Source organism: Psychrobium sp. MM17-31 (genome assembly GCF_022347785.1).
In the GTDB taxonomy this organism is placed as follows: Bacteria; Pseudomonadota; Gammaproteobacteria; order Enterobacterales; family Psychrobiaceae; genus Psychrobium.
The window spans coordinates 19,788-43,310 of sequence record NZ_JAKRGA010000002.1 but is presented as its reverse complement, the minus strand read 5'-3'; the positions used below and the strand labels follow the sequence as shown (position 1 = coordinate 43,310).

The following is a 23,523-nucleotide window of genomic DNA, read 5'->3' as shown; positions in this document are numbered from 1 at the left end:
AAAAAAGCCTCTCTCCAAAAAGGGGGAAGGAGAGAGGCAGGTATACCTATTTAGCCGCTTGTGCCGCTTGAGCAACTGAAGCTTGTGCTTCTTCCATTGCTTTTTTGATTAACTCACCAGACTTCTCTTGAGTTTCAGAGATCAGCGCGTAACTTTCTTTCGCTGCTTTAAGCACGGTTTCTTGTACGTCTTGTGCGTAAGATTTTTGTGCTTCTAGCATTGCAGAAACATCTTTTTGCTCTGCTGAGTTCTGTGCAAATGCAATGCCGCCAGACATTAGCGTTGAAAATAAGCTGCTTTGCTGTGTTGCTAATTGCTCAAGGGCTTTTGCGTTAAGTGTTGCTAAATCTGTAACTGGTTTCATTGAGCTTTGAAGTTGTTCATTCATTTTATCTAACATGTCAGTGCGTCCTAAATTTAATTTGCTGCTCTGCAGCATGGAAGTTGTTTGAATATTATCCGCTTAAAAAACGAGCGTCAAGTGTTTTTGTTGCGATGCAGCAAATTATTTTTCTTTCGCCGCATTAACCAGTGATTTAGCCAATGATTTTTGGGCTGTTGCTGGCTTAGCCGTGGCTTTGCTAGCGGCAGACGGCTTAGATGCAGCTGATGTTGTCTCAGTTGTTTTAGCTGTCTTGGTTGCTGGTTTTTTTACTGGCGCAGACGTTTTCTTGGCGACTTGTTTTACCGTGTGTGATTCAGCTTTCGGTGCTACTTTTGCTTTTGTAGAGACTGTACTGCGCTTATTGGCTTTAGTGGTGTTTGTTTTAGCCGGAGACTTACGTTTTGTGGCGGCTGGTGTTGCAGATTTTGTCGTGGTTTTTGCTAATTTTTTTACAGGCGCCTGTGGAGTATTACTTGTGTCAGAATTAGCTGATTTTTTCTCTAGATTCGACTGGCCATAGACTGCAATACTATCGCGATATAGCGCGTTAGTTGAGTCAACGACTTGATTGAAACATTCGACAACGCTCTTACTAACCTCGCCAGTAAAAGCCTGTGTTTTTTCGTTGATACTCGCCAAATCATCAGGCTTGGAGAGGGCTGTTATAAAGGTTTGTTGCTCTGATATTAGTTGACTTGCTAGCTGTTGTTGCAACTGCCCCAACTGTTTAAAAAAGTCGATGTTTATTGCCAGTTGATTGTTAAATGATGAGAAACAATCTTCCAGTGTTTGCTGTTGTGTGAAACTCATGATGTGACTCCTTTCCCGTGTGATGTTAATGATGTTTGTGTTGCGTCGCAGCATTGTTGTTTGAATTATAAGCAGTGGATTATTTTTTCGTCAACATATAATATGTTGCAGTGCAATAAAAATTGGTTTTTTGATTGGGAGAGGGATTGTGAAACAAACCACAGACGTGAATGTATTGGAATACATAGAGCAGTTTAGTGAAGTATTTAATCAAAAGTTTCAGCAAGTATTAAATAAAACGATGCAAGGAAGTGAGCAGCTTGGCGCTAGTAATTACGATGCTAATCAGTTTAACGAGTGGCTAAATAGCGCTAACGTCGACAGCGCTAAACTAATCAATAATCAAATGGCGTTTATGGAGCAGCAAATGCAGCTGTGGCAAAGCGCAACTAAATCAATGCTGGGGGAGAGCGCAGCGCCTGTTGTGGCAGAAGAAAAAGGCGATCAACGATTTGTCGACGAGCAATGGTCGTCCAATCCTGTCTATAGCTATATTAAGCAAGCATATCTGCTAAACTCTCAGTTGCTCAACAATACGCTCGAATCGATGCAGTTTGCTGATCCTAAAGTCGCCGAACAAGTGGCATTCTACACCCGCCAATATATTAATGCCGTATCGCCAACCAATAGTATTTTAACTAACCCTGAAGTTTGTCGAGAAATCGTTGAAACCAAAGGTGAGAATCTCACTCGTGGTCTCGATAACTTTATGGAAGATCTTCAGCGCAGTCCAATTGACGCTTTTAGCGTGACCCAAACAGATGCTGATGCTTTTACCTTAGGTAAGGACTTGGCGACAACACCGGGCAAGGTGGTTTATGAAAACGAGTTTATTCAACTGATCCAATACAACGCCACCACCGAAAAAGTCCATAAGCAACCGATTTTAATTACCCCGCCTTTTATCAATAAATATTACATTTTAGATCTCAACGAGCGAAAGTCGTTAGTACGCTGGTTAGTGGCTCAAGGCCACACCGTATTTATCATTTCTTGGGTAAACCCTGATGACAGTTACCGAGATAAAGATTTTGGTGATTATATGAAACGTGGTCCTATTGCCGCGTTAGACGTGGTGGAAAAGATCATTAAGACCAACAAAGTGAATATGGTGGGTTGGTGTGTTGGCGGCACCTTGCTAACGACTGCCGTTGCTTATTTACGTGCTAAAGGCGATGAACGGGTTAACTCTCTTACGCTTTTTACTACCTTGCTCGATTTTTCTGAGCCGGGTGAAGTGGGGGTTTATCTTTCCGACAATAATATGCCAGCCATCGAGCAAGCCGCAGACGAGAAGGGCTACTTTGACGGCCGAATCCTAGGGTTAGGCTTTAGTATGTTGCGGGAAAATAATCTTTTTTGGTCGTACTTTGTCAATAATTATCTCAAGGGCAAAGATCCCGCACCTTTTGATTTATTGTATTGGAATAGTGATCCAACCAATTTTCCAGCAGCGGCGTTTAAGCAATATTTATCGAGCACTTATGTCACTAATCAGCTTAAAGAAGCGGGTGGCATTACTATTGATGGTGTTGCTATCGATTTAGCAAAGATCGATGTCCCATGCTATTTCTTGTCGACAATTGCCGATCACATTGTACCTTGGCAAGGCTCTTATAAAGGCACTCAATTAGTCTCTGGCGATACGACTTTTGTACTTGCGGGATCTGGGCATTTAGCAGGTGTTATCAATCCAGCTGATGGCGGTAAATATCCACATTGGACAAGTGAAGAATTAAAAGAAGATGCTCAGCAATGGTTTGCTGGTGCAACAAAACACGATGGCTCTTGGTGGCCTCACTGGCAGCAGTGGCTAAGCGAAAAGTCGGGTTCACAAGTTAAAGCGAGAGCAGTTGGGCGTACCAAAGCGTTTCCAGCGATTGAAGATGCGCCAGGACGCTATGTCAGAGTAAGGTTAGATGGAAAATAAAGCGCTGTTACTCCTTGCACAAGACTGGCATCTTTAGGTTGCTTGGGTATATGATAGCGACACAATGAAATATTGAGGTTTCCCTTTGATTACTATTAAAAAATATCCAAATCGCCGTTTGTATGATACATCTACTAGTCAATACGTAAATTTGGATTATATTCATCAGCTAGTGATGAATCACACCGAGTTTGAGATTGTTAGTTCTAAAGATGGTAGTAATTTAACAAAAACGGTATTGCTGCAAATTATTAGTGAATCAGAAACCAATGATAATCAGTCGTTGCTAACAGATGCGCTGCTCAAGCAATTAATTCGCTTTTACGATAGCGATATGCAGGTATTCGTTAGGCAATATCTCGAGCAAAGTATGGCAAGGTTCCTTGAGCAGCAAGAGTCGATGCAAGGCATGATGAAAAACCTTGTCGATGCTAGTCCGATGAATATGTTCACTAAGATGATGGAACAAAATGCCGCAATGTGGCAGCCCAAGGATAAAGATAAATAGTGGCTAAATTGACTATGAAAGGGAATTAAAAACAGCCTCAATATTGAGGCTGAGTTTTTTGATAGGGACGTTGCGCTAATTTTTGTTGATGAGTTTTTCTTCAGGTTCATCTGGTAGCGCTTTATCGAGTGCTTTTAGTGAGCGTAGAAACAAACCTAAACCGCCGATAGCCAGCACTAAAATTACGATTAAATCGAAAGAGGTCATGGTGCGCATCGAAAATCGTATTGAACTAATCACTCCAAAGATTAATGCGGTAATAGAGCCCAGCGTTAAGATCCAACCTAGAACATTTCGTCCATTGTAAAATATTAATCCTACGCCAAACATAAAGGGGATCATAATCATCCCGGTCGTAATATTAAATGAACTTCCCATTGCGGAAAATCCGTAAAGGCGCATGCCCATACCAAATGATGAAGTAACCGTTATGGCGTTAAGTAGCATATAAAAGCCACCACACATCATGATCAAGCCAATGAAAAATAAACCGAACCCGCCTGAGGTTCCACCTGCGCCTTTTAACATGTTAAATCCTTAGTTGTTAAAGCTAATGCTACTAATACGGCCTTGCGGTCCAGCAAGCCACGCCGTACCTAGTTTATCAAATTCTACTACCCAAAATGATTTATCGCTAATACGCTGCCAATTTTTACCATTGTCGGTGGATAGTGCCGCGCCATCAGGATTAACAACGATTACATTGTCGCCATAGCTGTCACTGCCGTAGATCGCGCCTTTTAATCCGATGTTTTTAGTCGGTTGCCATTGTCCTTCATTGAGTTTGTAGCCAGTCACTACTGGCGTATTCATACGACCGCCAAAGGTCCATTTTGAGTTTGGAATTGCTGAGAATAGACCTGCGGTTTTACCATCTGGGTAGGGGAGTGGTGTGCTATTCCATGTTTGGCCATAATCTGATGAGCGCAATAATCTGGCGTGCTTAGTTGCCCCGGTTGATACCCAAACTTCATTGTCACTGCCAATGCGAACACAACTACCACTCGCTGAAAAACCACCTTCGCCGCCTTCTTGGGCGAGTGGCACCGATTGCATCTGATTCCAGTTTTTACCGCCGTCTTTGGTCTCTAACATAAAGACTTTATCGTCAATGCTATCGCCAAACACGATGCCGTGATCTTTTGACCAGAAATCAAAACAGTTAATAAACCCTTTAGGATTTTTCATAGTGTATTGCAATTGCCAACTGTCGCCATTGTCGTCACTACGATAAAGCTGGGATTTTTCGCCTTCGCCAGCTGCCAATAGATAAACAGTATCGTCTTGCGCCCAAATATCGCGAAATTGTAAATCATCACTATTTGGAACAGGTTTGGTTTGCCAAGTGCTGCCATTATCGGTACTAACAACGACGAGTCCTTTCGTTCCACTGGCCCAGACATTGCCATTGTTAGCAATAGAAAGTGATTGTAAGCGTGGCGATTTTTCGGCGCCTAGATGTTTTTGAATAAGTTCTTGTGAGGCTTGTGCATTGGCGCTAATTGCCGTTGCCAAACCAGCTAATAGGAGGGGGATTTTTATTGTCATTGTTGTTGTCCATCAGCTTAAATTTGAGGCAATAAAGTAGCACTCATAATAAAGGCGAACAAGATTATTATTTGAAAATAATAAAGTATTTGCTAACTTGGAGTTATCTAACCGCGAGTGAGGTATTGTGAATGAACACCCAATTGGTGCTAAAACGCATTATTGTAATTGCCACCTGCTTTTCTTTGTTAGTTATTGCGCTTGGCGCCTATACTCGTTTAGTTCACGCTGGGCTGGGATGCCCCGATTGGCCTCTGTGTTATGGCCATGCTTGGGCACCATCATCTGGTGAAGAAATCAATCGCGCCAATCTGGCCTTTCCTGAAATTCCTGTAGATCTCACCAAAACATGGCCTGAAATGACCCATCGCTATTTGGCTAGTAGTCTTGGCTTACTATGTATTGTTATTGTGGTGATGGGATTTCAAGTTCGTCGTCAACTGCCTTTATTTCCGATCAAACACAGCGTCTTTTTATTATGCTTTGTCATTTTACAAGGATTATTCGGCATGTGGACGGTGACGTTAAAATTGTGGCCACAAGTTGTGACTTTGCACTTGTTAGGTGGTTTTACCACTTTGTGTTTACTACTGTTGTTATACCTCCGAGGTTTTAGGAATAGGTTTGAAATAGAACTATCTCGATGGTTACGACCTCTTGCTGCTACGACACTGGTAATCGTATTCGCACAAATAGCCCTTGGCGGTTGGGTTACCTCTAATTATGCGGCGCTTGCCTGTACGCAATTACCACTTTGTAATCTGTCTTCGATATCAAGCAATGATGTTGCAATAGGGTTTAATATTTTACAGGAAATTGGCCCGAATTATCTCGGCGGACAACTAGACGGCGGCGCGCGTATTGCTATTCATATGTCTCATCGGATCGGAGCATTGATAGCAACACTGTGTATTGTTGGACTCATAGTGATGCTTTGGCGCGGACAGTTACGCAACCACGCTATTGCTTTGCTGGCATTACTCGTTGTTCAAGTCAGCCTTGGGATCTTAAATGTGTGGCTACATCTACCGCTTTATAACGCCGTTGCACACAATCTTTTTGGCGCTTTACTGCTTGCATGTGTCGTATGGATTAATTGGCGAGTGTATCCAAATCATGAGAAAGACAAAATTTCAGGATAGAAACTGAGTAATGGAAATGTGCAGTTGCGATAGAAGTTTTTATGTGTTCTAGAATGTACTAGATGAATAGAAAATTTGGGGATGAAAAAAGGGCTGCCTGAGATAATCAGAAAAGAGGCAGCCATGAGAGCAAGAGAGAGACTCTAGAGAAAAATAAAGCGCGCTATTGCTAGCGCACTTAAGGGTACAACTGAATAAGGGTTAGTGGACGAATGCGGGTCCTATGCCTGAGCTCCATGCAAATACTGTTAGTCCTAACATACTCACCATAAAGACAAGTCCGACGGTGACTAAACTACTGGCGTAAATAAAACCGCGATCTTCATGAATTCCCATCACTATAGGTACGCCTGTGTACAGCATGTATACCGAATAGGCTATGCCCGCTAACCCGACACACATTACAAACCACAACTCAGGATAGAGCGTGGCAAAACCGACCATATAAAGCGGTGTTGCCGTATATGCAGAAACTTCGATGGCCTGAACGTGGGATGGATTAGCACCGAAACTATGGGCCATCCAGTGAGCCATTAACCCCAGCGCTAAAACGCCACCAACCAATCCGCCGTACATCAGAATTGCCATGGCTAATGCGGATTCATGGGTGAGAAATATGGGATTACCTGCGCCTATACTCCATCCGATATGGACTGAAGAATAATAGCCACAAATGGCGGGAATGAGTGCAATAAAGAGTGTATGAGAAAGAGAATTAATAAAGGATTCATGCCTATCAGCAATGAGTTTCCATTCTTGTTTAGGATGTGTGTAAATGCCCCAGATATGCGATAAAATCATAGTGTCACCTTTTTTATTTTGGCGGTTTCTTTTCAATCTGCCGCTTGTTGCTGTTACCTAATTCATAAAACGTTGTTGCTTCTCAAAAATATTAATTACATTTATTTATCGAATAAATATTGATCAAATGCAAGTCTTTAGTCGCATATAAACCAATTAATTATTGACATCTTTGTTTTTTATGGAAATTTATTGTTGAAAAAGTACTCAATTGGGGTTGCGTAAATCGAAAAATCAGTCATATTAAAAAAAGCCAATGCGGCATGTAAGACTATCCTGTGGTGACGAGAGTTTATTATTGTTAGGTGAAGTGCAACTCATGTTACCCGTTGTTTAATCAATGAAATTAGGGTGAGTTTGTGCAAAATAGAATAATAATAAGCGCAGTGCTAGGGCTGATGGCTAGCTATGCATCTGCGACACCAAGCAATGTCAATATGACAAGGGGAGTAACAGATATTAGTCAGCGTGTGTATGACTTACACATGACGATTCTAATTATCTGTTGCGTGATCGGGGTGGTTGTTTTTGGGGTAATGTTTTACGCCATTATCAAGCATCGCAAGTCCAAAGGCGCGGTTGCGGCGCAATTTCACGAAAGTACCAAAGTCGAGATTATCTGGACGGTGATTCCGTTTTTGATCCTCATTGGTATGGCTATTCCCGCGACGAAAACACTTATCGAAATGGAAGATAATTCCAATTCAGACATCACTATCAAAATAACCGGCTCACAGTGGAAATGGCACTATGAGTACTTCGATCACGACTTCGGTTTCTACAGTTTACTGGCGACACCACCTGAGCAGTTTGACAACCGTGATGGTAAAAATCTCGATGTCGAAAAGGGCGAGCACTATCTGCTAGAGGTCGATAAACCTCTGGTATTACCTATAGGAAAGAAAGTCAGGTTTCTAGTCACTGCTGATGATGTCATTCATAGCTGGTGGGTGCCTGCCTTTGCAGTAAAACAAGATGCCAACCCCGGTTTTATCAATGAAGCGTGGACCATTATCAATGAACCTGGGATCTATCGCGGTCAATGTGCTGAGCTTTGTGGCAAGGACCATGGTTACATGCCAGTGGTTGTTAAAGCCGTTACGCAAGATGAATACGACGTATGGATTGCGCAGCAAAAACAACAAGTCGCACAAGCTAAACTCGATGCTGAAAAAGCGCTGGCGTCAACATTGACCATGGAAGAGTCGATGAAAATCGGTGAGCAAATTTATATCAGCCGTTGTGCTGCTTGTCATCAACCCAATGGAATGGGGATCCCAAGCGTTTTCCCTGCACTTAAAAATAGTCCTATGGTGCTTAATGATAAGGCTGCTCATATTGATATGGTGGTCAATGGACGGGCCGGTACGGCGATGCAAGCATTCGCAAATCAACTGACGGCAAAAGAATTGGCGGCAGTTATCACCTATGAGCGTAATGCATGGGGCAATAACACGGGTGAAGTTATTCAGGTCAGTGAAGTTGATGCCGTTAAGGGGGCGAAATAATGAGTACATTATCAGCAACAGAGCAACACGACGAACATCACGATCATAAGCCAAAAGGCATGATGCGCTGGATACTGACCACTAATCACAAAGACATTGGCAGCATGTATTTGATTTTCAGTTTCGCGATGTTTTTGATTGGTGGTGCTATGGCGATGGTGATCCGAGCTGAGCTCTATCAACCGGGATTGCAAATTGTCGATCCGAATTTTTTCAATCAAATGACCACCGTACATGGCCTAATCATGGTTTTTGGTGCTGTTATGCCAGCGTTTACTGGTCTTGCTAATTGGCTAATTCCGATGATGATTGGCGCGCCAGATATGGCTTTGCCACGTATGAATAACTGGAGCTTTTGGATTTTACCGATGGCGTTTGCCATCTTGCTGTCTTCACTGTTTATGGAAGGGGGCGGCCCTAACTTTGGCTGGACGTTTTATGCGCCACTGTCCACGACTTATGCGCCTGATAGCACTGCACTCTTCGTATTTTCAGTGCATATTATGGGGATATCATCAATTCTCGGGGCGATTAACGTGGTAGTGACCATAGTGAATATGCGCGCGCCGGGCATGACGTACATGAAAATGCCGCTTTTTGTTTGGACATGGCTCATTACGGCGTTTTTGCTAATTGCTGTAATGCCTGTGCTTGCTGCGACTGTTACCATGGTGCTGACGGACAAATACTTTGGTACCAGCTTCTTCTCTGCCGCTGGCGGTGGTGATCCTGTGTTGTTTCAACATATCTTTTGGTTCTTTGGTCACCCTGAAGTTTATATAATGATCTTGCCGTCTTTCGGTATTATTTCTGCCATAGTTCCGGCGTTTTCTCGTAAGAAACTCTTTGGTTATTCGTCGATGGTTTACGCGACTGCATCTATAGCATTGTTATCTTTTATCGTGTGGGCGCATCACATGTTTACCACGGGAATGCCGGTAGCGGCAGAGCTGTTTTTCATGTATTGCACTATGCTAATTTCGGTGCCAACAGGGGTGAAAGTCTTTAACTGGGTAGCGACTATGTGGCGAGGTTCTCTCACGTTTGAAACGCCGATGCTCTTTGCTATCGCCTTTATCGTGCTGTTTACCATTGGCGGCTTCTCTGGACTCATGTTGGCAATAACCCCCGCGGATTTCCAATATCACGATACCTATTTTGTCGTCGCTCATTTTCACTATGTGCTAGTGACTGGCGCTATCTTTTCCATTATGGCGGCGGCCTACTACTGGCTGCCTAAGTGGACTGGACATATGTATGACGAAAAGCTCGGTAAGCTCCACTTCTGGGCATCGCTGATTTCCGTTAATGTGCTGTTTTTCCCAATGCATTTCTTAGGGCTTGCAGGGATGCCGCGACGGGTACCTGATTATGCGCTGCAATTTGCTGATTTTAATCAATTAGTAAGTTTAGGCGGCTTTGCCTTTGGTCTATCTCAGTTAATTTTCTTAGTAGTGGTTATTAAGTGTGCTCGCGGCGGTGAAAAAGCGCCTGCTAAGCCTTGGGAAGGCGCTGAGGGCTTAGAGTGGGATATGCCATCACCAGCGCCTTATCACAGCCACACTACACCACCACAAGTGAAGTAACGTTATGAGTGATAACTTGGAACCTGCTGATATTAAATCTAAAAACAAACGGTTAGTTGTTAAGCTCGGCGTCGCAATTGTGTTGATGTTTGGATTTGGCTTTGCGCTAGTACCGCTGTATGACGTGTTTTGTGAAATAACCGGAATTAATGGCCGCCTAGTTAACAATAATCGAGAACAAGCAACACTGGTGGATAAAAGCAGAGTTGTACGTTTGCAGTTTACCACCTCAGTGGCCCCAGGAATGCCGTGGCAATTTAAGCCACACGTGAATTATATCGATGTCCATCCAGGAGAGAGCAAAGTCGTTAAGTTTTTGGCGAGTAATCAAAGTGGTGAGCTCATTACCGGGCAAGCGATCCCTTCTGTGTCGCCCGGCGTCGCATCCTTGTATTTAAACAAAACCGAGTGTTTTTGTTTTCAGCAACAAATTTTAAAATCCGGCGAATCGGTGGATATGGGACTGGTGTTTTTCGTATCCACCGAGATCCCACAAGACATCAAAACGTTAACCCTGTCATATACGCTATTTAATGTGACTGATCCCGACTCAGTGAAAGCGACCGATTTACAGGCGGCGTTATAAACCTTAAAGGTGTGAACATGGAACAACAAACGACAAATTACTATGTACCTGCCCAAAGTCACTGGCCTATTATTGGTGCCATTGGTTTGCTTTTCATTGCCATTGGCGCGGGCATGACAGTGCAGCAAATGACGAGTGAGGCGACAAGTGGCGGCTGGTTATTGACGATAGGCATCGTGATTATTTTATATATGATGTTCGGCTGGTTTAACGATGTGATCAAAGAGTCAGACGCGGGGTTGTATAGTGCGCAGATGGATCGTTCATTTAGGCAAGGCATGAGTTGGTTTATTTTCTCGGAGGTGATGTTTTTTGCCGCCTTTTTTGGCGCACTCTTTTACATTCGATTTATCGCCATTCCTTGGCTTGGTGGAGCATCAAATAACGAAATGACGGGGCAAGTCTTATGGCCAAATTTCGAAGCAATATGGCCTTTAACCACAACGCCCGCAGGTGACACAACGCAAGCGATGGGATGGCAAGGTCTGCCGCTATACAACACCATTATTCTCTTAGCCTCTTCAATCACACTGCACTTTGCCCACGTTGGCCTCGAGCAGAATAAGCGTAAACAGCTGACTTGGTTATTGCTAGCAACGGTTATTTTGGGGGGTATCTTTTTATTTTTACAAGCAGAAGAGTATGTGCATGCCTATCGTGAAATGGGACTAACCTTAAGCGCTGGCACCTATGGCAATACCTTCTTTTTACTCACTGGGTTTCACGGCTTACACGTCACCATTGGCACCTTGATGTTATTTGTGATGTTAGTGCGTGTAATAAAAGGGCATTTTTCACCAGAACGTCACTTTGCCTTTCAAGCGACTAGTTGGTATTGGCATTTTGTCGATGTGGTGTGGTTAGGATTGTTCTTCTTTGTTTATGTCATTTAAAGCAAAAGAACTAATACGGGCGCGGATTTGGGGTAATTAAACCAAATGCCATGGCGAGAATAATTAGTATGAGTAATAGCGCAGAGTAAAGCAGACGGCGGCCAATAAATTTACTCATTGAAATGTCTGCCTGTGGATTACGCATAATGGAAAGCGCTTGAAATAAGCTCAATAAAATAAAGATAAATATCGCGACAAACAGTAGTTTTATTGGCCACATTTATGATGCTTCCTAGCAAATAGAGGGTAATACCAATCTATATGACAACCAGACGCTTGGCAATCACACGTATTGCAATTAACACAGTGGCAATTGTAGGTCTAATCTTGCTATTTGTTGTGTTGATGCGTTTGGGATTTTGGCAACTAAATAAAGCGGAATTTAAAGAATATTCGATGACACTGCGTCAGACTGCAATGGCCAAACCGATTTACGCATTGCCTCAAGCATTTGATAGTGAGCTACAGCAATCGCAAAAGGTGGTTATTCAAGGTCGGTTGGATTTTGATAAAACCCTGTTATTGGATAATAAAATTGTTGACGGCAAAGTGGGTTATGAAGTGTTAGTTCCTTTGATAATTAACGAACTGGTAACGCCGCAGATTGCGCAGGTTGAGCAGATCGAACGGATCAAGAGTAGCGATGTAAAACAATGGGTGATGGTTAATTTGGGATGGGTTGCAGCCGGCAGCTCGCGACAACAATTACCACAACTCACAAGATGGCCTAATCAAAAGCAAATAGTTGGCTATCTCTATGTGCCGCAATTAAATCCTTTTATTGCTAACTCAGAATACGAGCAGACGAATTTTCCGCTAGTTGTTGCGCAGTTTGATCGTAAAACCATTGAGCATATTTATGGACGGACAATATACCCATCGATGATCAGGCTTTCTAAAGACAGTAATTTTGGTTATCACAAGAACTGGCAGTGGGTTAATCGCATGACACCAGAAAAACATCGTGGATATGCGTTTCAGTGGTTTGCACTAGCCTTTACCTTGCTGGTGTTGAGCGGTGTATTTATATGGCGACAAGTGATGTCAGGTAGCAATCAACGCCGCAGTGAATTATCGGGAGAGTGCAATGAAGCAACAAGCGAGTAAACGTAAAAATAGTCAGCTAATACTGATGATATTAGCGTTTTTGATCCCGGTGATTGCTGCCAAAATCCTGTTGGCGTCTAATTATAAAGGGGACGTTAAAACCAATGGTGGTGAGCTGTTAAATATGACATCCACTTTTGAGCAGATCGCTAAATCACCCATTGAGGCTAAGAAGTGGCAATTACTCTATTTGACTAATCAAGCTTGCGATGAACACTGTCAGCAGCAATTGTACTTTGTGACGCAGACGTATCGGGCCTTGGGGCGCCTACAAGAGCGGGTAAACGTTGGTTCATTAACGCTAGATAGTATTAATTCAGACACTGAAAATTTACAGGGTATCGACTTTAAGCAGCAACTGTTAAAAGCACCGCTGGAAACACTTGAAGATAGCGTGGTGATTGTTGATCCATTGGGAAATTTTGTGATGCGTTACCGGCTAAACGGCACTAAACAGCAACGCTTAGAAAAATCACATGACATGTTATTAGATATTAAACGCTTATTAAAACTCTCTCGTATCGGCTAAGGAATCAATTATGGCAAAAACTAGTGTCGCGACAGATACCATTAGTAGTGAGCATAGTTTTGTTTGGAGCTTAATCAGTCATTGGCGTGCGTTCTACGAACTCACGAAGCCAAGGGTCATTATGTTGCTGCTACTGACGGCCATTGTCGGTATGTGTTTAAGTGTTGATGGTTTGCCTGACTTATGGCTGACGCTTTGGGGCTGTATTGGTATCGGCTTGTTATCGAGTGCTGGCGCGGTGTTTAATCACTGTATCGATCGCAATCTCGATATTAAAATGGCGCGCACCCACCGTCGCCCATTGCCAACGGGCAAGGTTTCCCTTAATCATGCAATTGCTTTTGGCGTATTAATTACCGTGGTGGGAAGTGTTGTTTTATGGTGGCTGGTTAATCCACTCACAGCCGTGCTTACTTTTATCAGCATGCTTGGTTATGCCGTGGTTTATACCCTTTGGCTCAAGCGCGCGACACCGCAAAATATAGTGATTGGTGGTATTGCTGGTGCGGCGCCGCCACTACTTGGCTGGACATCGATTACTGGAAGCATTGACGGTAATAGTTTGCTATTAGTGATGATTATCTTTACATGGACGCCGCCGCATTTTTGGGCGTTAGCAGTAGACCGAGTAGAGGATTATCGCAAAACAGGGTTGCCGATGTTGCCTGTGACTCACGGGGTTGAATTTACCAAAACCATGATTTTACTCTATACCGTACTGCTCATGGCGGTGGGATTATTGCCATATCTCATGGGCATGTCGGGATTGTTATATTTTGTAGGTGCTAGTGTGCTTAACTTTGGTTTCTTTTATGTCGCTTGGCAACTCAAATTTACGCCTAAAAAACGCTCGCCGATGTCGGTTTTTAGATACTCGATTACCCATCTTATGTTATTGTTTGTCATTATTTTATTAGATCATTATGTGATGTAACCAAGGTACTAGGCAACGTGAAGAAAATTATATTTGCGATAGCAGCAACGTCATTGATTGTTTTAGGGGTGATAACCAAGTTATATATTGTTGAAGAAAAACCGGTAACTAACACGCAAGCTAAGGTTATTGATAAAGGAGACTACCGTTTATTTTCGCCTGCAAAATCCGTTAATGATTTTGTGTTAGCTACACACAATGGCGACTTTACGAATAACGATCTGACTGGCAAATGGACCTTTGTGATTTTTGGTTACACCTATTGTCCAGATGTCTGCCCAACGACACTTACTCGTGTAAAGGCGGTGATTGATGATCTAGAAGCGACTGCAGATGTGCAAGTTGCTTTTGTATCTGCTGATCCACTGCGCGACACGCCAGAGCGATTACATCAATATGTTAACTACTTTGATGCACGTTTTCTTGGGCTAACAACAACTCACGATAAACTCTTTCCCTTCGCGCAAAACCTCTATCTTCCTTACGGTATTGTCGCTGTGAAAAAAAGTGATGATTATGCGGTAAACCACAGCGCATCTATCGCGCTTATCAACCCTCAAGGACGTTATGTAGCGCAATTTAAACCACAGCACATCGCTGGAGAGGTGCCAACGGTTGATATGAAACAAATGGCCAATTCCTTTAAAGAAATTGTTCAACTTTAAGTGATTTTCATTTAAGTCATTTTTAAGGTAGCTAATTAACCTGAACACGGGTTAATTAGCTGGCAACACGAGCTGAACTAAAAAGATGAGTGCCAGCACGAAAAGAGTCACTAAAACAACCCCCACAATCGCAAAGTAAATGAAGTTGCCATTGGAAAAGTCTCTGATACGATTGTTGTCATTTTGCACGCCAAACATAGCTGCACACACGCTAACAAACACTTGCCAAAAGTTGGGGGACTTGTCATTCATGCTGCAACCTCCATCAATTTAAAGACTTTTACCTTTTAAAGGCTATTTTTAAAAAGCATATTGCTTTATCTCATAACCGTTGTCGCTTTCAACAAACTCCAGCTGGTGAGTTAAACAAGCTAACTTATCTCGACTATCATGGCTTACAAATAACACATGCGTATTACTGTGTCGCGTAATGTAATCAACCAAGGCTAATACCTGCGCTCGGTGCTGATTATCAAGTCCAAGACAAGGTTCGTCCAAAATCAAAATGAGTGGTAGCTTTACCACAGCTCGGGCGATCAATACTAAGCGCTGCTCTCCATAAGATAACTGTGAAAAAGGTTGTTTTTCAAGTGCGCTGAGACCAAGCAGTTCAAGCCATTGCTTAGCGATGTCTATTTGCGTATCACTTGGCGTGTCATACAAGCCGATAGTGTCAAAAAAGCCTGACACTATCGCGCCTAACACACTGGTACTCGCGCGATAATCGCGATGAAATTGGGCGCTTACAACTCCGTAGTGGCGTTTAATATCCCAAATGGTTTCTCCACTGCCGCGTTTGCGACCAAATAGCGTGATATCTTGCCCGTAGGCTTTGGGGCTATCGCCATTGATAAGGCTTAATAATGTTGATTTACCGCAACCATTTGGTCCCACTAAACGCCAATGTTGTCCAGGTTTAAATTGCCAATCGAGGTTTTCAAAAACTGTGTTGTCCTCGAAACTCACTCTGACATTTTTTAATGACGCAAATGCTTGTTGTGGATCTAAGTGATCGTAGAGATGACAATCGGGGAGGTGATGGGGCAAATTGACGTCAATAGTATTGTGTTTGTGCCATAGTCCGCTGTTTAATACATCATCTTTATCACCGAAAATGGCGAGCTTTCCTTTATCCATTAAGAGAACTTTGTCGAGGTTTTTAGGCAGTTCGTTGTGATAAAAATCGATAATGATAATGCGCTGGCCATTATCAATGAGTTGAGTCAGCGTCTGTGACAATAGCTGTTGTGAAGCGATGTCTAGGCCCGCATAGGGCTCATCAAGGATCAATAACTGTGGCTGAGCAGCAATGGCTCTTGCGAGCAGTACCTTACGTACTTGTCCCGTCGAAAGCACCTTAAAGGGCTTGTCGATTAAGTGGCTAATCCCCAAACTTTCAATGATACTATGTGAATACTGACTGTCGCCGATAAGTTCGCCTGCAGTGCGCCCCCAATCTATACCTCCTTCAACGTTTTCACTGTCATCAAAATATCTGTCCACCGCCAATATTGTTTCTTCAACATCAAAACTCACCAGCTCAGTTTGTTGCGGTTTATCGATGTTAATCACGCCTTTATCACTAAATTCAATAGGTATGTCGCCGTGGATAAGGCGGCCCAATAGTGACTTTCCGCAGGCGTTGTCGCCACAAATTAACAGCGATGTCGCAGTGTCGAGAGTTAAGTGACTGATCTCGAGGCTTTGATCGTTTTCTAAAGGGAGTGAAATTTGATTAATGGTTAGCATGATTTGGCGTTATTACACAAAGCGTTATTTGAAAAAGATAGGTCAGAGCATAGCACCATCAAAATTATTCCCCAATCCTCGATAAGTCTTTTTCGTATTAGCCAATAGTCAAATGACATAAATAAGCGGTTGACGAAGTGTGTCTTGTGGTGGTTAAATGCCCGCAACCTTTCTTTTTCCGCGTGGTTCAAAAAACGGCGCGAAGAAAGGCCAGAAGAGGAGCGTTAGCCAGGTAGCTACATTTAGAGGTCCAAACCTTTGTGATGTGTAGTGATGGGGTCTAGCGCCGAGAGACGATTATTGATTTGGACAATAGTTGTTTCGGGCATTAAGGCTGAATCCTTAGTGACTGTCACCTAATTTTATTGGTGGAGAGCTTCTGGTCTTTGTATAAACCGTGGCTTTTTACAGTCGCGGTTTGTCAAATTCCTTGAGTTCTCCGAACTAACAGCAGTTCGAGAGATACATGTTAAATCCTTACATTTTAAATTTTAACTCGTGCTGGCTAAGCATTCGTTTTTGGTTAGGCAAGTTTGCCTCCTGCGTTAGTGCTGGCCATAAACCCCGTTTATTTAATTTTTCATCAATTAATTAATTTTATACCAATTACATTAAATTCTTGATCATTTTTCACGGTCTAAATTGATCACTTATTAAATCAAATTGGTATTAACGGAGTTTATTATGAGTTACAAAGTCGCCAAATTTGGCGGAACCAGTTTAGCTAACTTTGAAGCAATGACTCGTTGTGCCGATATAGTGTTGGCGTCGAAAGCTACAAAGTTAGTGGTCGTTAGCGCAAGTTCAGGCGTGACAAATCTTCTTGTCGAATTGAGTAAAGGCAATCTAGACGCTGCGCAGCGCACAAGTGCTATTGCCAAAATCAGCGATATTCAATCAAATATCATTGGTCATTTAACGTTATCCGATACTGTGCGCAGTCAGATCGACGCGTTGCTGAAAAAAATCGCGACAATTTCAACGTCTATTGCTGAGTTAGAAACCGATCTTACCTTAGTAAAATCGCAATTAACTGACGAGTTACTCAGTTGCGGTGAGCAGCTATCATCGACGTTATTTGCACAAGTATTAATTGAGCGCGGCGCACAAGCAAAGTGGTTTGATGTACGTGATGTGATGCGAACATCGAGTGATTTTGGTAAAGCTACTGTCGATGTAGATATCATCGCCAGGCTTTCAGCTGAGCGCTTACAGCCTATATTAGAGAGCTGCGGTGATGATGGTGTAATTGTTACTCAAGGCTTTATTGGCAGTGACGAACATGGCCAAACAACCACCTTGGGCCGTGGCGGTAGTGATTATTCTGCGGCTATTTTGGGTGAGGCGACTCGTTGTAGTCAAATCGATATTTGGACCGATGTCACAGGTATTTTCACCACAGACCCGCGGATTACGTCGCAAGCTTATGCACTCGATGAAATCAGCTTTAACGAAGCAGCCGAAATGGCGACCTTTGGTGCCAAGGTTCTTCATCCTTCAACATTAGTCCCTGCGATGCGCCAGAATATTCCTGTGTTTGTGGGCTCTTCCCGTGATCCTCAGGCTGGTGGCACCTTGGTGCGTAATGAAACTGAGTCGAAGCCCGTTTATCGTGCTATCGCACTGCGCCGTGAACAAACGCTGTTGACGGTAACTAGCATGGATATGTTACACGCGCCGGGCTTTCTAGCACGCGTGTTTACCATATTGGCAAAATACAATCTCAGTGTTGATCTTGTAACCACTTCAGAGGTCAGTGTCGCTATCACCCTTGATAATACGGGGTCGAACTCTAGCGGTGAAACTCAGATAAGTCCGTTGATGCTTGAAGAGCTAAAAGCGATCTGTCAGGTAAAAGTCGAGCAAGACTTAGCATTAGTTGCGCTTATTGGTAATGCCATTGACACCAGCTATGGCGTGGGTGCACGTCTATTTTCAACCCTCAATGACGTCAATGTACGAATGATTTGTCAGGGTGCTAGCTCGCATAATTTATGTTTCTTAGTCGATGGTGAGCAGGCGACAAATGTCATTAGCAGATTGCATTGCGCGATGTTCGAGCAAAATGCACAAGGAGTTGCCTAATGAGTCAGCGTAATTTTGATGTGTCTGATTATGCTTTGTGGACAGCGCTGGTAACGCCGTTTACTGAACAAGGTGTGATTGACTTTGATAATCTCAAGTTTCTAGTAGAGCAACAGATAAGTGCAGGCAATGGCATTTTACTTGTTGGCAGTACCGGAGAAGGTTTAGCCCTAACACAAGACGAGCAACTGTCAGTCATTCAGTATGTTTGTGAGCTAGCGCCGAATACGCCGCTGATGGTGGGTGTTGGTGGTTTTGACTTGGCTGCGCAGCGCCAGTGGATAGAGACCTGCAATCAATTACCTATCGATGCCTATCTATTGACCGCGCCGCTTTATGCAAAGCCGGGACCCGTAGGACAAACCCAATGGTTTAGAGCCTTGTTACAAGCAAGTGATAAGCCGTGCATGATTTACAACGTGCCATCGCGCACGGGGGTTGAGTTATCACCGCAAGCGCTGGCTCAATTAGTTGATGAACCCAACTTTTGGTCGATTAAAGAAGCGAGCGGTAGCACGGTTAAATTCAGCGAATTTAAAAAGGCACTGCCCAATATCGCGCTATACAGCGGGGATGATGCGTTGATGCCAGAATTTAGCTTACTGGGTGCTAGTGGCTTGGTATCGGTATGTGCCAATGTGTGGCCACAAGCGACACAGCAATATGTGCAAGTATGTCTAACACAGCCGCAAAACAGCGGATTTAACTTATGGCGTAATGCCATTAACAGTCTCTTTAGTGTCGCTAATCCCATTCCGTTAAAAGTGCTAATGCATCAACTTGGACAACTTAAGAGCCCGTTGTTGCGAGCGCCTTTAACTCATGAGGAGTTAAGCGATCACAGCGCGATTACCGATGCCCATTATCAAATTTCTCAGTGGCATCAAACTCAGTTAAATAATGTAGTAAATAGTTAAGGTTTTAAGAAATGAATTGGCAAGTAGTTTTAGAGCAATTAGAAAGTGGCGAAGTGCGTAGTGCAAACAAAGATGAAAATGGTGTTTGGCAGGCGAATGTCGATGTTAAACAAGCAATTTTAGCTTCTTTTAAAGCAGGTGAAAATGTTGGTTATGACGGCGCCTATGCGGGCTTTGTTGATAAAGACAACTTAGCACCACGTCAATTTAGCAGCGATGACAATGTCAGACTTGTGCCTGGTGGCTCGTCGGTACGCCGCGGCGCCCATGTAGCATCGGGTGTCATTATTATGCCACCGGCTTACATTAATATCGGTGCTTATGTCGATAGCGGCACCATGGTTGATTCTCATGCGCTAGTCGGCTCTTGTGCGCAAATTGGCAAAAATGTTCACTTGTCTGCTGGGGTACAAATTGGTGGTGTGTTAGAGCCTATCGGTGCGTCTCCTGTGGTGGTAGAAGACAACGCGTTTATCTCGGCTGGCTGTATTTTAGTTGAAGGCGTGGTGGTTAAAGAAAGCGCGGTATTGGCCCCGAATGTTACATTGTCGGCGTCGATTCCTGTGTATGATGCGGTAAACGAAAGGCTACTTGAGAAAGGCGCTCCAATTCCTGAGAACGCTATTGTGGTGCCTGGCACGCGTCCAGTAAGTTCGCAATGGGGACAAGAGCAAGGACTGTCGATGCAATGTCCGATTATCGTTAAATATCGCGACAGTCAAAGCGATGCGGCATTAGAGTTAGAGCAGGCGCTGCGTTAATGAGTCATCAGCAACAGTTTATTGCGCAATATCAATCATTAATTGAGGAGTTTGCGCAAACTCAACAAGTGCCTTTCTATGCTTATGATATCGATGGTTTAGCGGCGCATATTTGCGAGTTGGTTAACGATGATATTAAGTTGTGGTTTGCGGTTAAGGCTAATCCGCTGTCGAGTGTTATTCAAACCTTAGCACAGCAGGGGATGCAATTTGATGTTGCTAGCTCAGGCGAACTAACACAAGTATTGGCGCAAGGCGTTAACCCTTCCCATATTTTAAATACTGGGCCAGCGAAATCACGTGCGCAAATACAGCATTTTCTCACTAATGGCGTAAACATTTTTGTCGCTGAAAGCGTTAATCAACTGGCGTTGATTAACGAATTAGCCAAAGAAAATGATGTGCGAGTTTCAGTATTATTGCGGGTGCAGCTTCGTTTTGAGCAAAGTAGCGATAACCCGCTTGGCGGCAATGAACTGACACCTTTTGGCTTGGGTGCTGCTGAATGGCAAGCGATTGAATTAAGTGATTATGGCAATATCGATGTAATTGGGCTGCATATTTTTCAATGGGGCAATATGCTTGAGGCGCAGCAATTAATTTCGTTGTGGCAAGCGATGATCTCGCCATTAAAAGCCCTTGCCGATACTTTGGGGTTTGAACTTAAGGTATTGGATTTAGGTGGCGGTTTGGGGGTGCCTTATGATGGCGACGAGCGAACCTTGTCTTGGCCTGCGTTGAAAGCGGCGCTGGTGGCAATCAAGCGAACCGCAGGGGTTGAGGAGTTATGGCTTGAACTAGGTCGCTTTGCCGTGGCTGAGTTTGGTTATTATGTTAATCGCGTGGTGGATATTAAACACAACTACCAGCAAGACTTGGCGGTGATGCAAGGGGGAATTAATCATTTACTGCGCCCAGCAATCACTAATCAGCCTTTTCCTGTGACCTTACTTCGCAGTTCAAGTGCACAGCAAAAGCCTTTCCATATTCATGGTCCGCTGTGTACCAGTCTTGATAAGCTAGGTACGTTAGCCTTGCCAAGTGATTTAGCTGTCGATGATTATTTGATATTTTCGCAATGTGGCGCCTATGGTTTTACCGAGTCGATGCCGTTTTTCTTGTGTCATGAATTACCTGCTGAGGTAGTTATTAGCAATGGAAAAGTCAGTGTTATTCGTCCGGCATTACCAGCATCCAGCTATTTGTATTAGATTTAATGAGAGTAAAGATGACAACGATTGAGCGTTCATCACTAGAGGTTGCCGTGGTGGCAAATGGCCAAGCACTATCGGTTCCTGTGTATAAAATTCGCGGGCAGGGCAATGGCCCTAACGTGTATATCCAAGCGAATATGCATGGCGCTGAAGTACAAGGCAATGCAGTAATCTACCAATTATTAGAACAACTTAAATCGCTAACTTGCTTGGGGGATATTACCTTAGTTCCTTTGGCAAACCCTATTGGTAGCAATCAAAAAAGCGGAGAGTTTACCCTAGGCCGTTTCGATCCTATTACTGGCGAGAATTGGAATCGCGGTTATCACTTTAATGCTCAGTTGCCAGTCGAGTTTGCTAAGGCCAATCCAGATCTGAGCAGCGACGAAATCAAATCTGAGTTTCGTCGCGCAATTATTGAAGACTTGGAATTAAGTAAACTCAATAACCCTTATGGTGCGAAAACCTGTCAGCTGCTCTGTGCTCAGTTACAACGTATGGCGTTTGATGCTGATATTGTATTGGATTTGCATACGGGACCGATATCTTCACGCCATTTGTACTGTCCTGAATACGCAAAAGATAGAGCGACATTATTTGATATTCCCCATGTGCTGTTTATTCCTAGTGATTTTGATGGCGCGATGGATGAAGCGAGCTTTTGTCCTTGGTGGCAGTTGCAACAAGCCTATCAAGCACAGGGGCGGGAGATTGATGTGATGGTGGATGCCTTTACTCTTGAACTCGGCTCTCAAGAATGGCTTTCTCTTGATGCGGCAAAGGAAGACTCCGATAGCGTACTGAGCTACTTACAGGCAAGAGGATCTATTGATTCATCAATATTTCAACCAAAGCAAATGACTCGCTATGCTTGTATGCTTAAGGATTATCGGGCATTTTATGCTCCGCAAAGCGGCTTGGTTGAATATTTAGCACCTTTTGGCGAAGTCCTTGAAGAAGGCGAGCCTTTGGTACAAATGTTAAATATCGAACGTTATGGCGACGAACGTTGCGTGACTCAAGTGAGAGCGCCTGAGCCTTGCATCCCAGTATTACATTTTGCCTCGGCGAGTGTGAATCAAGGCACAGAGCTGTATAAAGTGATGACGAATTTCTTCACGTTATAAGTTACAAACGCCTCGAAAATCGTTATCCTAGCGGCCACTATTTCATGTAAGAGAGATCGGCATGGTTATTGGCCGCAGAAAAAAGCCTAAAATTGAAGTTCAAGCTCCCCACGCCACTGTTGTGGAAGTACGTGAAGAGCCCATTGAGCTGTATAAAATCTTAAAAATCGAAAACCTAGTCGAAGGTGGTGGCGAAGCGAAAATTCGTATTGCTAATGGCGAGGTAATGCTTAACGGTCTAGTGGAAACCCGTAAACGCAAGAAAGTTTATCATTTAGATGAAGTTGAGTATGCCGGTGAGCTGATGCAAGTACACGTGATCGGTAAGGACGATTAAGTTTTTATGAAAGGTGCTGTTAAGCGGTGGCTTCTGATTGTTGCTGGATGGATTTGTGTAATATTGGCGATTATCGGAATAGTGTTGCCGTTGTTGCCCACTACGCCGTTTTTGTTGCTTGCCGCTTTTTGTTTCTCAAAAAGTTCACAGCGATTTCACGATTGGCTGCTTAACCACCCTTGGTTTGGCGATTACATTCGCAACTTTCAAAGCGGCCGTGGCATGACCCTTAAAGCCAAAATTAGCACTATTTTTCTAATTTGGCTCTCTATCGGCGCCAGTGTGATCTTTTTTGTGCCGATAGTTTGGGTGAAAGGCCTGTTATTAATCATCGCCACTTGTGTCAGCCTTTATTTATGGCGCCGACCAACTTACGTTCCTAATCCTCCCCGGCCATAGCG

General features: G+C 43.5%; 25 protein-coding genes, 1 pseudogene and 1 riboswitch. Of the genes and pseudogenes, 18 read left to right on the top strand and 8 right to left on the bottom strand.

The annotated features are described in order from the left end of the window. Window positions 1-46 precede the first annotated feature (46 nt). Both MHM98_RS04605 and MHM98_RS04600 read right to left on the bottom strand, forming a co-directional pair. Window positions 47-400, bottom strand: coding sequence for a phasin family protein (locus tag MHM98_RS04605; protein ID WP_239438103.1), 354 nt, complete (start codon window positions 398-400; stop codon window positions 47-49). Between the two features lie 105 nt (window positions 401-505). Next, window positions 506-1,195 (bottom strand): hypothetical protein, encoded by a 690-nt coding sequence (locus MHM98_RS04600; RefSeq protein WP_239438102.1) that lies wholly within the window; start codon window positions 1,193-1,195, stop codon window positions 506-508. Between the two features lie 148 nt (window positions 1,196-1,343). On the opposite strand from MHM98_RS04600, the gene phaC reads away from it, so the two are divergent. Together phaC and phaR are read left to right on the top strand one after the other, a co-directional pair. Next, the gene (phaC, locus tag MHM98_RS04595; RefSeq protein WP_239438101.1) at window positions 1,344-3,125 is read left to right on the top strand and encodes a class I poly(R)-hydroxyalkanoic acid synthase; all 1,782 of its coding nucleotides are present in this window, start codon (window positions 1,344-1,346) and stop codon (window positions 3,123-3,125) included. 85 nt (window positions 3,126-3,210) lie between these two features. Continuing rightward, window positions 3,211-3,633: a polyhydroxyalkanoate synthesis repressor PhaR gene (gene phaR / locus MHM98_RS04590; protein ID WP_239438100.1), complete on the top strand. Its 423-nt coding sequence runs from the start codon at window positions 3,211-3,213 to the stop codon at window positions 3,631-3,633. A gap of 75 nt (window positions 3,634-3,708) precedes the next feature. Here the strand turns inward: phaR and MHM98_RS04585 are convergent, their stop codons facing one another. Further along, window positions 3,709-4,161 (bottom strand): hypothetical protein, encoded by a 453-nt coding sequence (locus MHM98_RS04585; RefSeq protein WP_239438099.1) that lies wholly within the window; start codon window positions 4,159-4,161, stop codon window positions 3,709-3,711. Window positions 4,162-4,170: 9 nt separating this feature from the next. Further along, a complete protein-coding gene (locus tag MHM98_RS04580) occupies window positions 4,171-5,181 on the bottom strand; it encodes a YCF48-related protein (RefSeq protein ID WP_239438098.1) in 1,011 nt (336 codons plus the stop codon). A gap of 131 nt (window positions 5,182-5,312) precedes the next feature. On the opposite strand from MHM98_RS04580, the gene MHM98_RS04575 reads away from it, so the two are divergent. After that, complete coding sequence (locus tag MHM98_RS04575) at window positions 5,313-6,323, top strand: COX15/CtaA family protein (protein ID WP_239438097.1); 1,011 nt, start codon at window positions 5,313-5,315, stop codon at window positions 6,321-6,323. Window positions 6,324-6,524: 201 nt separating this feature from the next. Here the strand turns inward: MHM98_RS04575 and MHM98_RS04570 are convergent, their stop codons facing one another. Next, the gene (locus MHM98_RS04570; protein ID WP_239438096.1) at window positions 6,525-7,124 is read right to left on the bottom strand and encodes a Yip1 family protein; all 600 of its coding nucleotides are present in this window, start codon (window positions 7,122-7,124) and stop codon (window positions 6,525-6,527) included. Between the two features lie 398 nt (window positions 7,125-7,522). On the opposite strand from MHM98_RS04570, the pseudogene coxB reads away from it, so the two are divergent. The 4 genes and pseudogenes from coxB to MHM98_RS04550 all read left to right on the top strand — a co-directional run. Next, window positions 7,523-8,611: pseudogene (gene coxB, locus MHM98_RS04565) on the top strand (cytochrome c oxidase subunit II); the annotation flags it as partial. A gap of 20 nt (window positions 8,612-8,631) precedes the next feature. Next, the gene (ctaD, locus tag MHM98_RS04560) at window positions 8,632-10,218 is read left to right on the top strand and encodes a cytochrome c oxidase subunit I (protein WP_239438095.1); all 1,587 of its coding nucleotides are present in this window, start codon (window positions 8,632-8,634) and stop codon (window positions 10,216-10,218) included. A 4-nt stretch (window positions 10,219-10,222) separates the two neighbouring features. Then, window positions 10,223-10,804 carry a cytochrome c oxidase assembly protein gene (locus MHM98_RS04555; protein ID WP_239438094.1) on the top strand — a complete coding sequence of 194 codons (582 nt, stop codon included), beginning with the start codon at window positions 10,223-10,225 and terminating at the stop codon, window positions 10,802-10,804. Window positions 10,805-10,821: 17 nt separating this feature from the next. After that, a complete protein-coding gene (locus MHM98_RS04550; RefSeq protein WP_239438093.1) occupies window positions 10,822-11,697 on the top strand; it encodes a cytochrome c oxidase subunit 3 in 876 nt (291 codons plus the stop codon). 10 nt (window positions 11,698-11,707) lie between these two features. Here the strand turns inward: MHM98_RS04550 and MHM98_RS04545 are convergent, their stop codons facing one another. After that, entirely contained in the window at window positions 11,708-11,917 is a 210-nt protein-coding gene (locus MHM98_RS04545) for a DUF2909 family protein (protein WP_239438092.1), read from the bottom strand. A gap of 41 nt (window positions 11,918-11,958) precedes the next feature. On the opposite strand from MHM98_RS04545, the gene MHM98_RS04540 reads away from it, so the two are divergent. Genes MHM98_RS04540 through MHM98_RS04525 form a run of 4 tightly spaced genes read left to right on the top strand, consistent with a single transcriptional unit; the run spans window position 11,959 to window position 14,932 of the window. Continuing rightward, complete coding sequence (locus MHM98_RS04540; protein ID WP_239438091.1) at window positions 11,959-12,804, top strand: SURF1 family protein; 846 nt, start codon at window positions 11,959-11,961, stop codon at window positions 12,802-12,804. Further along, window positions 12,785-13,333, top strand: coding sequence for a hypothetical protein (locus tag MHM98_RS04535; RefSeq protein WP_239438090.1), 549 nt, complete (start codon window positions 12,785-12,787; stop codon window positions 13,331-13,333). The genes MHM98_RS04540 and MHM98_RS04535 overlap by 20 nt, the downstream gene beginning before the upstream one ends. Before the next feature lie 10 nt (window positions 13,334-13,343). Then, window positions 13,344-14,267, top strand: a complete 924-nt coding sequence (gene cyoE, locus MHM98_RS04530) for a heme o synthase (protein ID WP_239438089.1) — start codon at window positions 13,344-13,346, stop codon at window positions 14,265-14,267. A gap of 17 nt (window positions 14,268-14,284) precedes the next feature. Further along, a complete protein-coding gene (locus MHM98_RS04525) occupies window positions 14,285-14,932 on the top strand; it encodes an SCO family protein (protein WP_239438088.1) in 648 nt (215 codons plus the stop codon). 51 nt (window positions 14,933-14,983) lie between these two features. On the opposite strand, the gene MHM98_RS04520 is transcribed toward MHM98_RS04525, so the two are convergent. Continuing rightward, window positions 14,984-15,184: a DUF2970 domain-containing protein gene (locus MHM98_RS04520; RefSeq protein WP_239438087.1), complete on the bottom strand. Its 201-nt coding sequence runs from the start codon at window positions 15,182-15,184 to the stop codon at window positions 14,984-14,986. A 48-nt stretch (window positions 15,185-15,232) separates the two neighbouring features. After that, the gene (locus MHM98_RS04515) at window positions 15,233-16,681 is read right to left on the bottom strand and encodes an ATP-binding cassette domain-containing protein (protein ID WP_239438086.1); all 1,449 of its coding nucleotides are present in this window, start codon (window positions 16,679-16,681) and stop codon (window positions 15,233-15,235) included. Window positions 16,682-16,887: 206 nt separating this feature from the next. Then, window positions 16,888-17,068, top strand: a riboswitch (Lysine riboswitch). Between the two features lie 297 nt (window positions 17,069-17,365). Here MHM98_RS04515 and lysC point away from each other — a divergent pair. The 7 genes from lysC to MHM98_RS04480 all read left to right on the top strand — a co-directional run bounded on the left by lysC (window position 17,366) and on the right by MHM98_RS04480 (window position 23,521). Further along, entirely contained in the window at window positions 17,366-18,766 is a 1,401-nt protein-coding gene (lysC, locus tag MHM98_RS04510) for a lysine-sensitive aspartokinase 3 (protein WP_239438085.1), read from the top strand. Continuing rightward, entirely contained in the window at window positions 18,766-19,683 is a 918-nt protein-coding gene (gene dapA / locus MHM98_RS04505; protein WP_239438084.1) for a 4-hydroxy-tetrahydrodipicolinate synthase, read from the top strand. The genes lysC and dapA overlap by 1 nt, the downstream gene beginning before the upstream one ends. An 11-nt stretch (window positions 19,684-19,694) precedes the next feature. Continuing rightward, a complete protein-coding gene (locus MHM98_RS04500) occupies window positions 19,695-20,444 on the top strand; it encodes a 2,3,4,5-tetrahydropyridine-2,6-dicarboxylate N-succinyltransferase (RefSeq protein ID WP_239438083.1) in 750 nt (249 codons plus the stop codon). Further along, a complete protein-coding gene (locus tag MHM98_RS04495) occupies window positions 20,444-21,655 on the top strand; it encodes a PLP-dependent decarboxylase (protein ID WP_239438082.1) in 1,212 nt (403 codons plus the stop codon). Before MHM98_RS04500 ends, MHM98_RS04495 begins: the two co-directional genes overlap by 1 nt. Before the next feature lie 17 nt (window positions 21,656-21,672). Continuing rightward, window positions 21,673-22,785 carry a succinylglutamate desuccinylase/aspartoacylase family protein gene (locus MHM98_RS04490; RefSeq protein ID WP_239438081.1) on the top strand — a complete coding sequence of 371 codons (1,113 nt, stop codon included), beginning with the start codon at window positions 21,673-21,675 and terminating at the stop codon, window positions 22,783-22,785. 61 nt (window positions 22,786-22,846) lie between these two features. After that, on the top strand, window positions 22,847-23,122 hold the full coding sequence (locus tag MHM98_RS04485; protein ID WP_239438080.1) for an RNA-binding S4 domain-containing protein: 276 nt from the start codon (window positions 22,847-22,849) through the stop codon (window positions 23,120-23,122). 6 nt (window positions 23,123-23,128) lie between these two features. After that, window positions 23,129-23,521, top strand: coding sequence for a YbaN family protein (locus MHM98_RS04480; protein WP_239438079.1), 393 nt, complete (start codon window positions 23,129-23,131; stop codon window positions 23,519-23,521). The last annotated feature ends 2 nt before the right edge of the window (window positions 23,522-23,523 follow it).

Excerpts from the sequence above, each read along its gene's own strand:
- MHM98_RS04605 (WP_239438103.1), bottom strand. The coding sequence starts at position 400 with ATGTTAGATAAAATGAATGAACAACTTCAAAGCTCAATGAAACCAGTT.
- MHM98_RS04600 (WP_239438102.1), bottom strand. The coding sequence starts at position 1,195 with ATGAGTTTCACACAACAGCAAACACTGGAAGATTGTTTCTCATCATTT.
- MHM98_RS04585 (WP_239438099.1), bottom strand. The coding sequence starts at position 4,161 with ATGTTAAAAGGCGCAGGTGGAACCTCAGGCGGGTTCGGTTTATTTTTC.
- MHM98_RS04580 (WP_239438098.1), bottom strand. The coding sequence starts at position 5,181 with ATGACAATAAAAATCCCCCTCCTATTAGCTGGTTTGGCAACGGCAATT.
- MHM98_RS04575 (WP_239438097.1), top strand. The coding sequence starts at position 5,313 with ATGAACACCCAATTGGTGCTAAAACGCATTATTGTAATTGCCACCTGC.
- MHM98_RS04570 (WP_239438096.1), bottom strand. The coding sequence starts at position 7,124 with ATGATTTTATCGCATATCTGGGGCATTTACACACATCCTAAACAAGAA.
- ctaD (WP_239438095.1), top strand. The coding sequence starts at position 8,632 with ATGAGTACATTATCAGCAACAGAGCAACACGACGAACATCACGATCAT.
- MHM98_RS04555 (WP_239438094.1), top strand. The coding sequence starts at position 10,223 with ATGAGTGATAACTTGGAACCTGCTGATATTAAATCTAAAAACAAACGG.
- MHM98_RS04550 (WP_239438093.1), top strand. The coding sequence starts at position 10,822 with ATGGAACAACAAACGACAAATTACTATGTACCTGCCCAAAGTCACTGG.
- MHM98_RS04545 (WP_239438092.1), bottom strand. The coding sequence starts at position 11,917 with ATGTGGCCAATAAAACTACTGTTTGTCGCGATATTTATCTTTATTTTA.
- MHM98_RS04540 (WP_239438091.1), top strand. The coding sequence starts at position 11,959 with ATGACAACCAGACGCTTGGCAATCACACGTATTGCAATTAACACAGTG.
- MHM98_RS04535 (WP_239438090.1), top strand. The coding sequence starts at position 12,785 with ATGAAGCAACAAGCGAGTAAACGTAAAAATAGTCAGCTAATACTGATG.
- cyoE (WP_239438089.1), top strand. The coding sequence starts at position 13,344 with ATGGCAAAAACTAGTGTCGCGACAGATACCATTAGTAGTGAGCATAGT.
- MHM98_RS04520 (WP_239438087.1), bottom strand. The coding sequence starts at position 15,184 with ATGAATGACAAGTCCCCCAACTTTTGGCAAGTGTTTGTTAGCGTGTGT.
- MHM98_RS04515 (WP_239438086.1), bottom strand. The coding sequence starts at position 16,681 with ATGCTAACCATTAATCAAATTTCACTCCCTTTAGAAAACGATCAAAGC.
- lysC (WP_239438085.1), top strand. The coding sequence starts at position 17,366 with ATGAGTTACAAAGTCGCCAAATTTGGCGGAACCAGTTTAGCTAACTTT.
- dapA (WP_239438084.1), top strand. The coding sequence starts at position 18,766 with ATGAGTCAGCGTAATTTTGATGTGTCTGATTATGCTTTGTGGACAGCG.
- MHM98_RS04500 (WP_239438083.1), top strand. The coding sequence starts at position 19,695 with ATGAATTGGCAAGTAGTTTTAGAGCAATTAGAAAGTGGCGAAGTGCGT.
- MHM98_RS04495 (WP_239438082.1), top strand. The coding sequence starts at position 20,444 with ATGAGTCATCAGCAACAGTTTATTGCGCAATATCAATCATTAATTGAG.
- MHM98_RS04490 (WP_239438081.1), top strand. The coding sequence starts at position 21,673 with ATGACAACGATTGAGCGTTCATCACTAGAGGTTGCCGTGGTGGCAAAT.
- MHM98_RS04485 (WP_239438080.1), top strand. The coding sequence starts at position 22,847 with ATGGTTATTGGCCGCAGAAAAAAGCCTAAAATTGAAGTTCAAGCTCCC.
- MHM98_RS04480 (WP_239438079.1), top strand. The coding sequence starts at position 23,129 with ATGAAAGGTGCTGTTAAGCGGTGGCTTCTGATTGTTGCTGGATGGATT.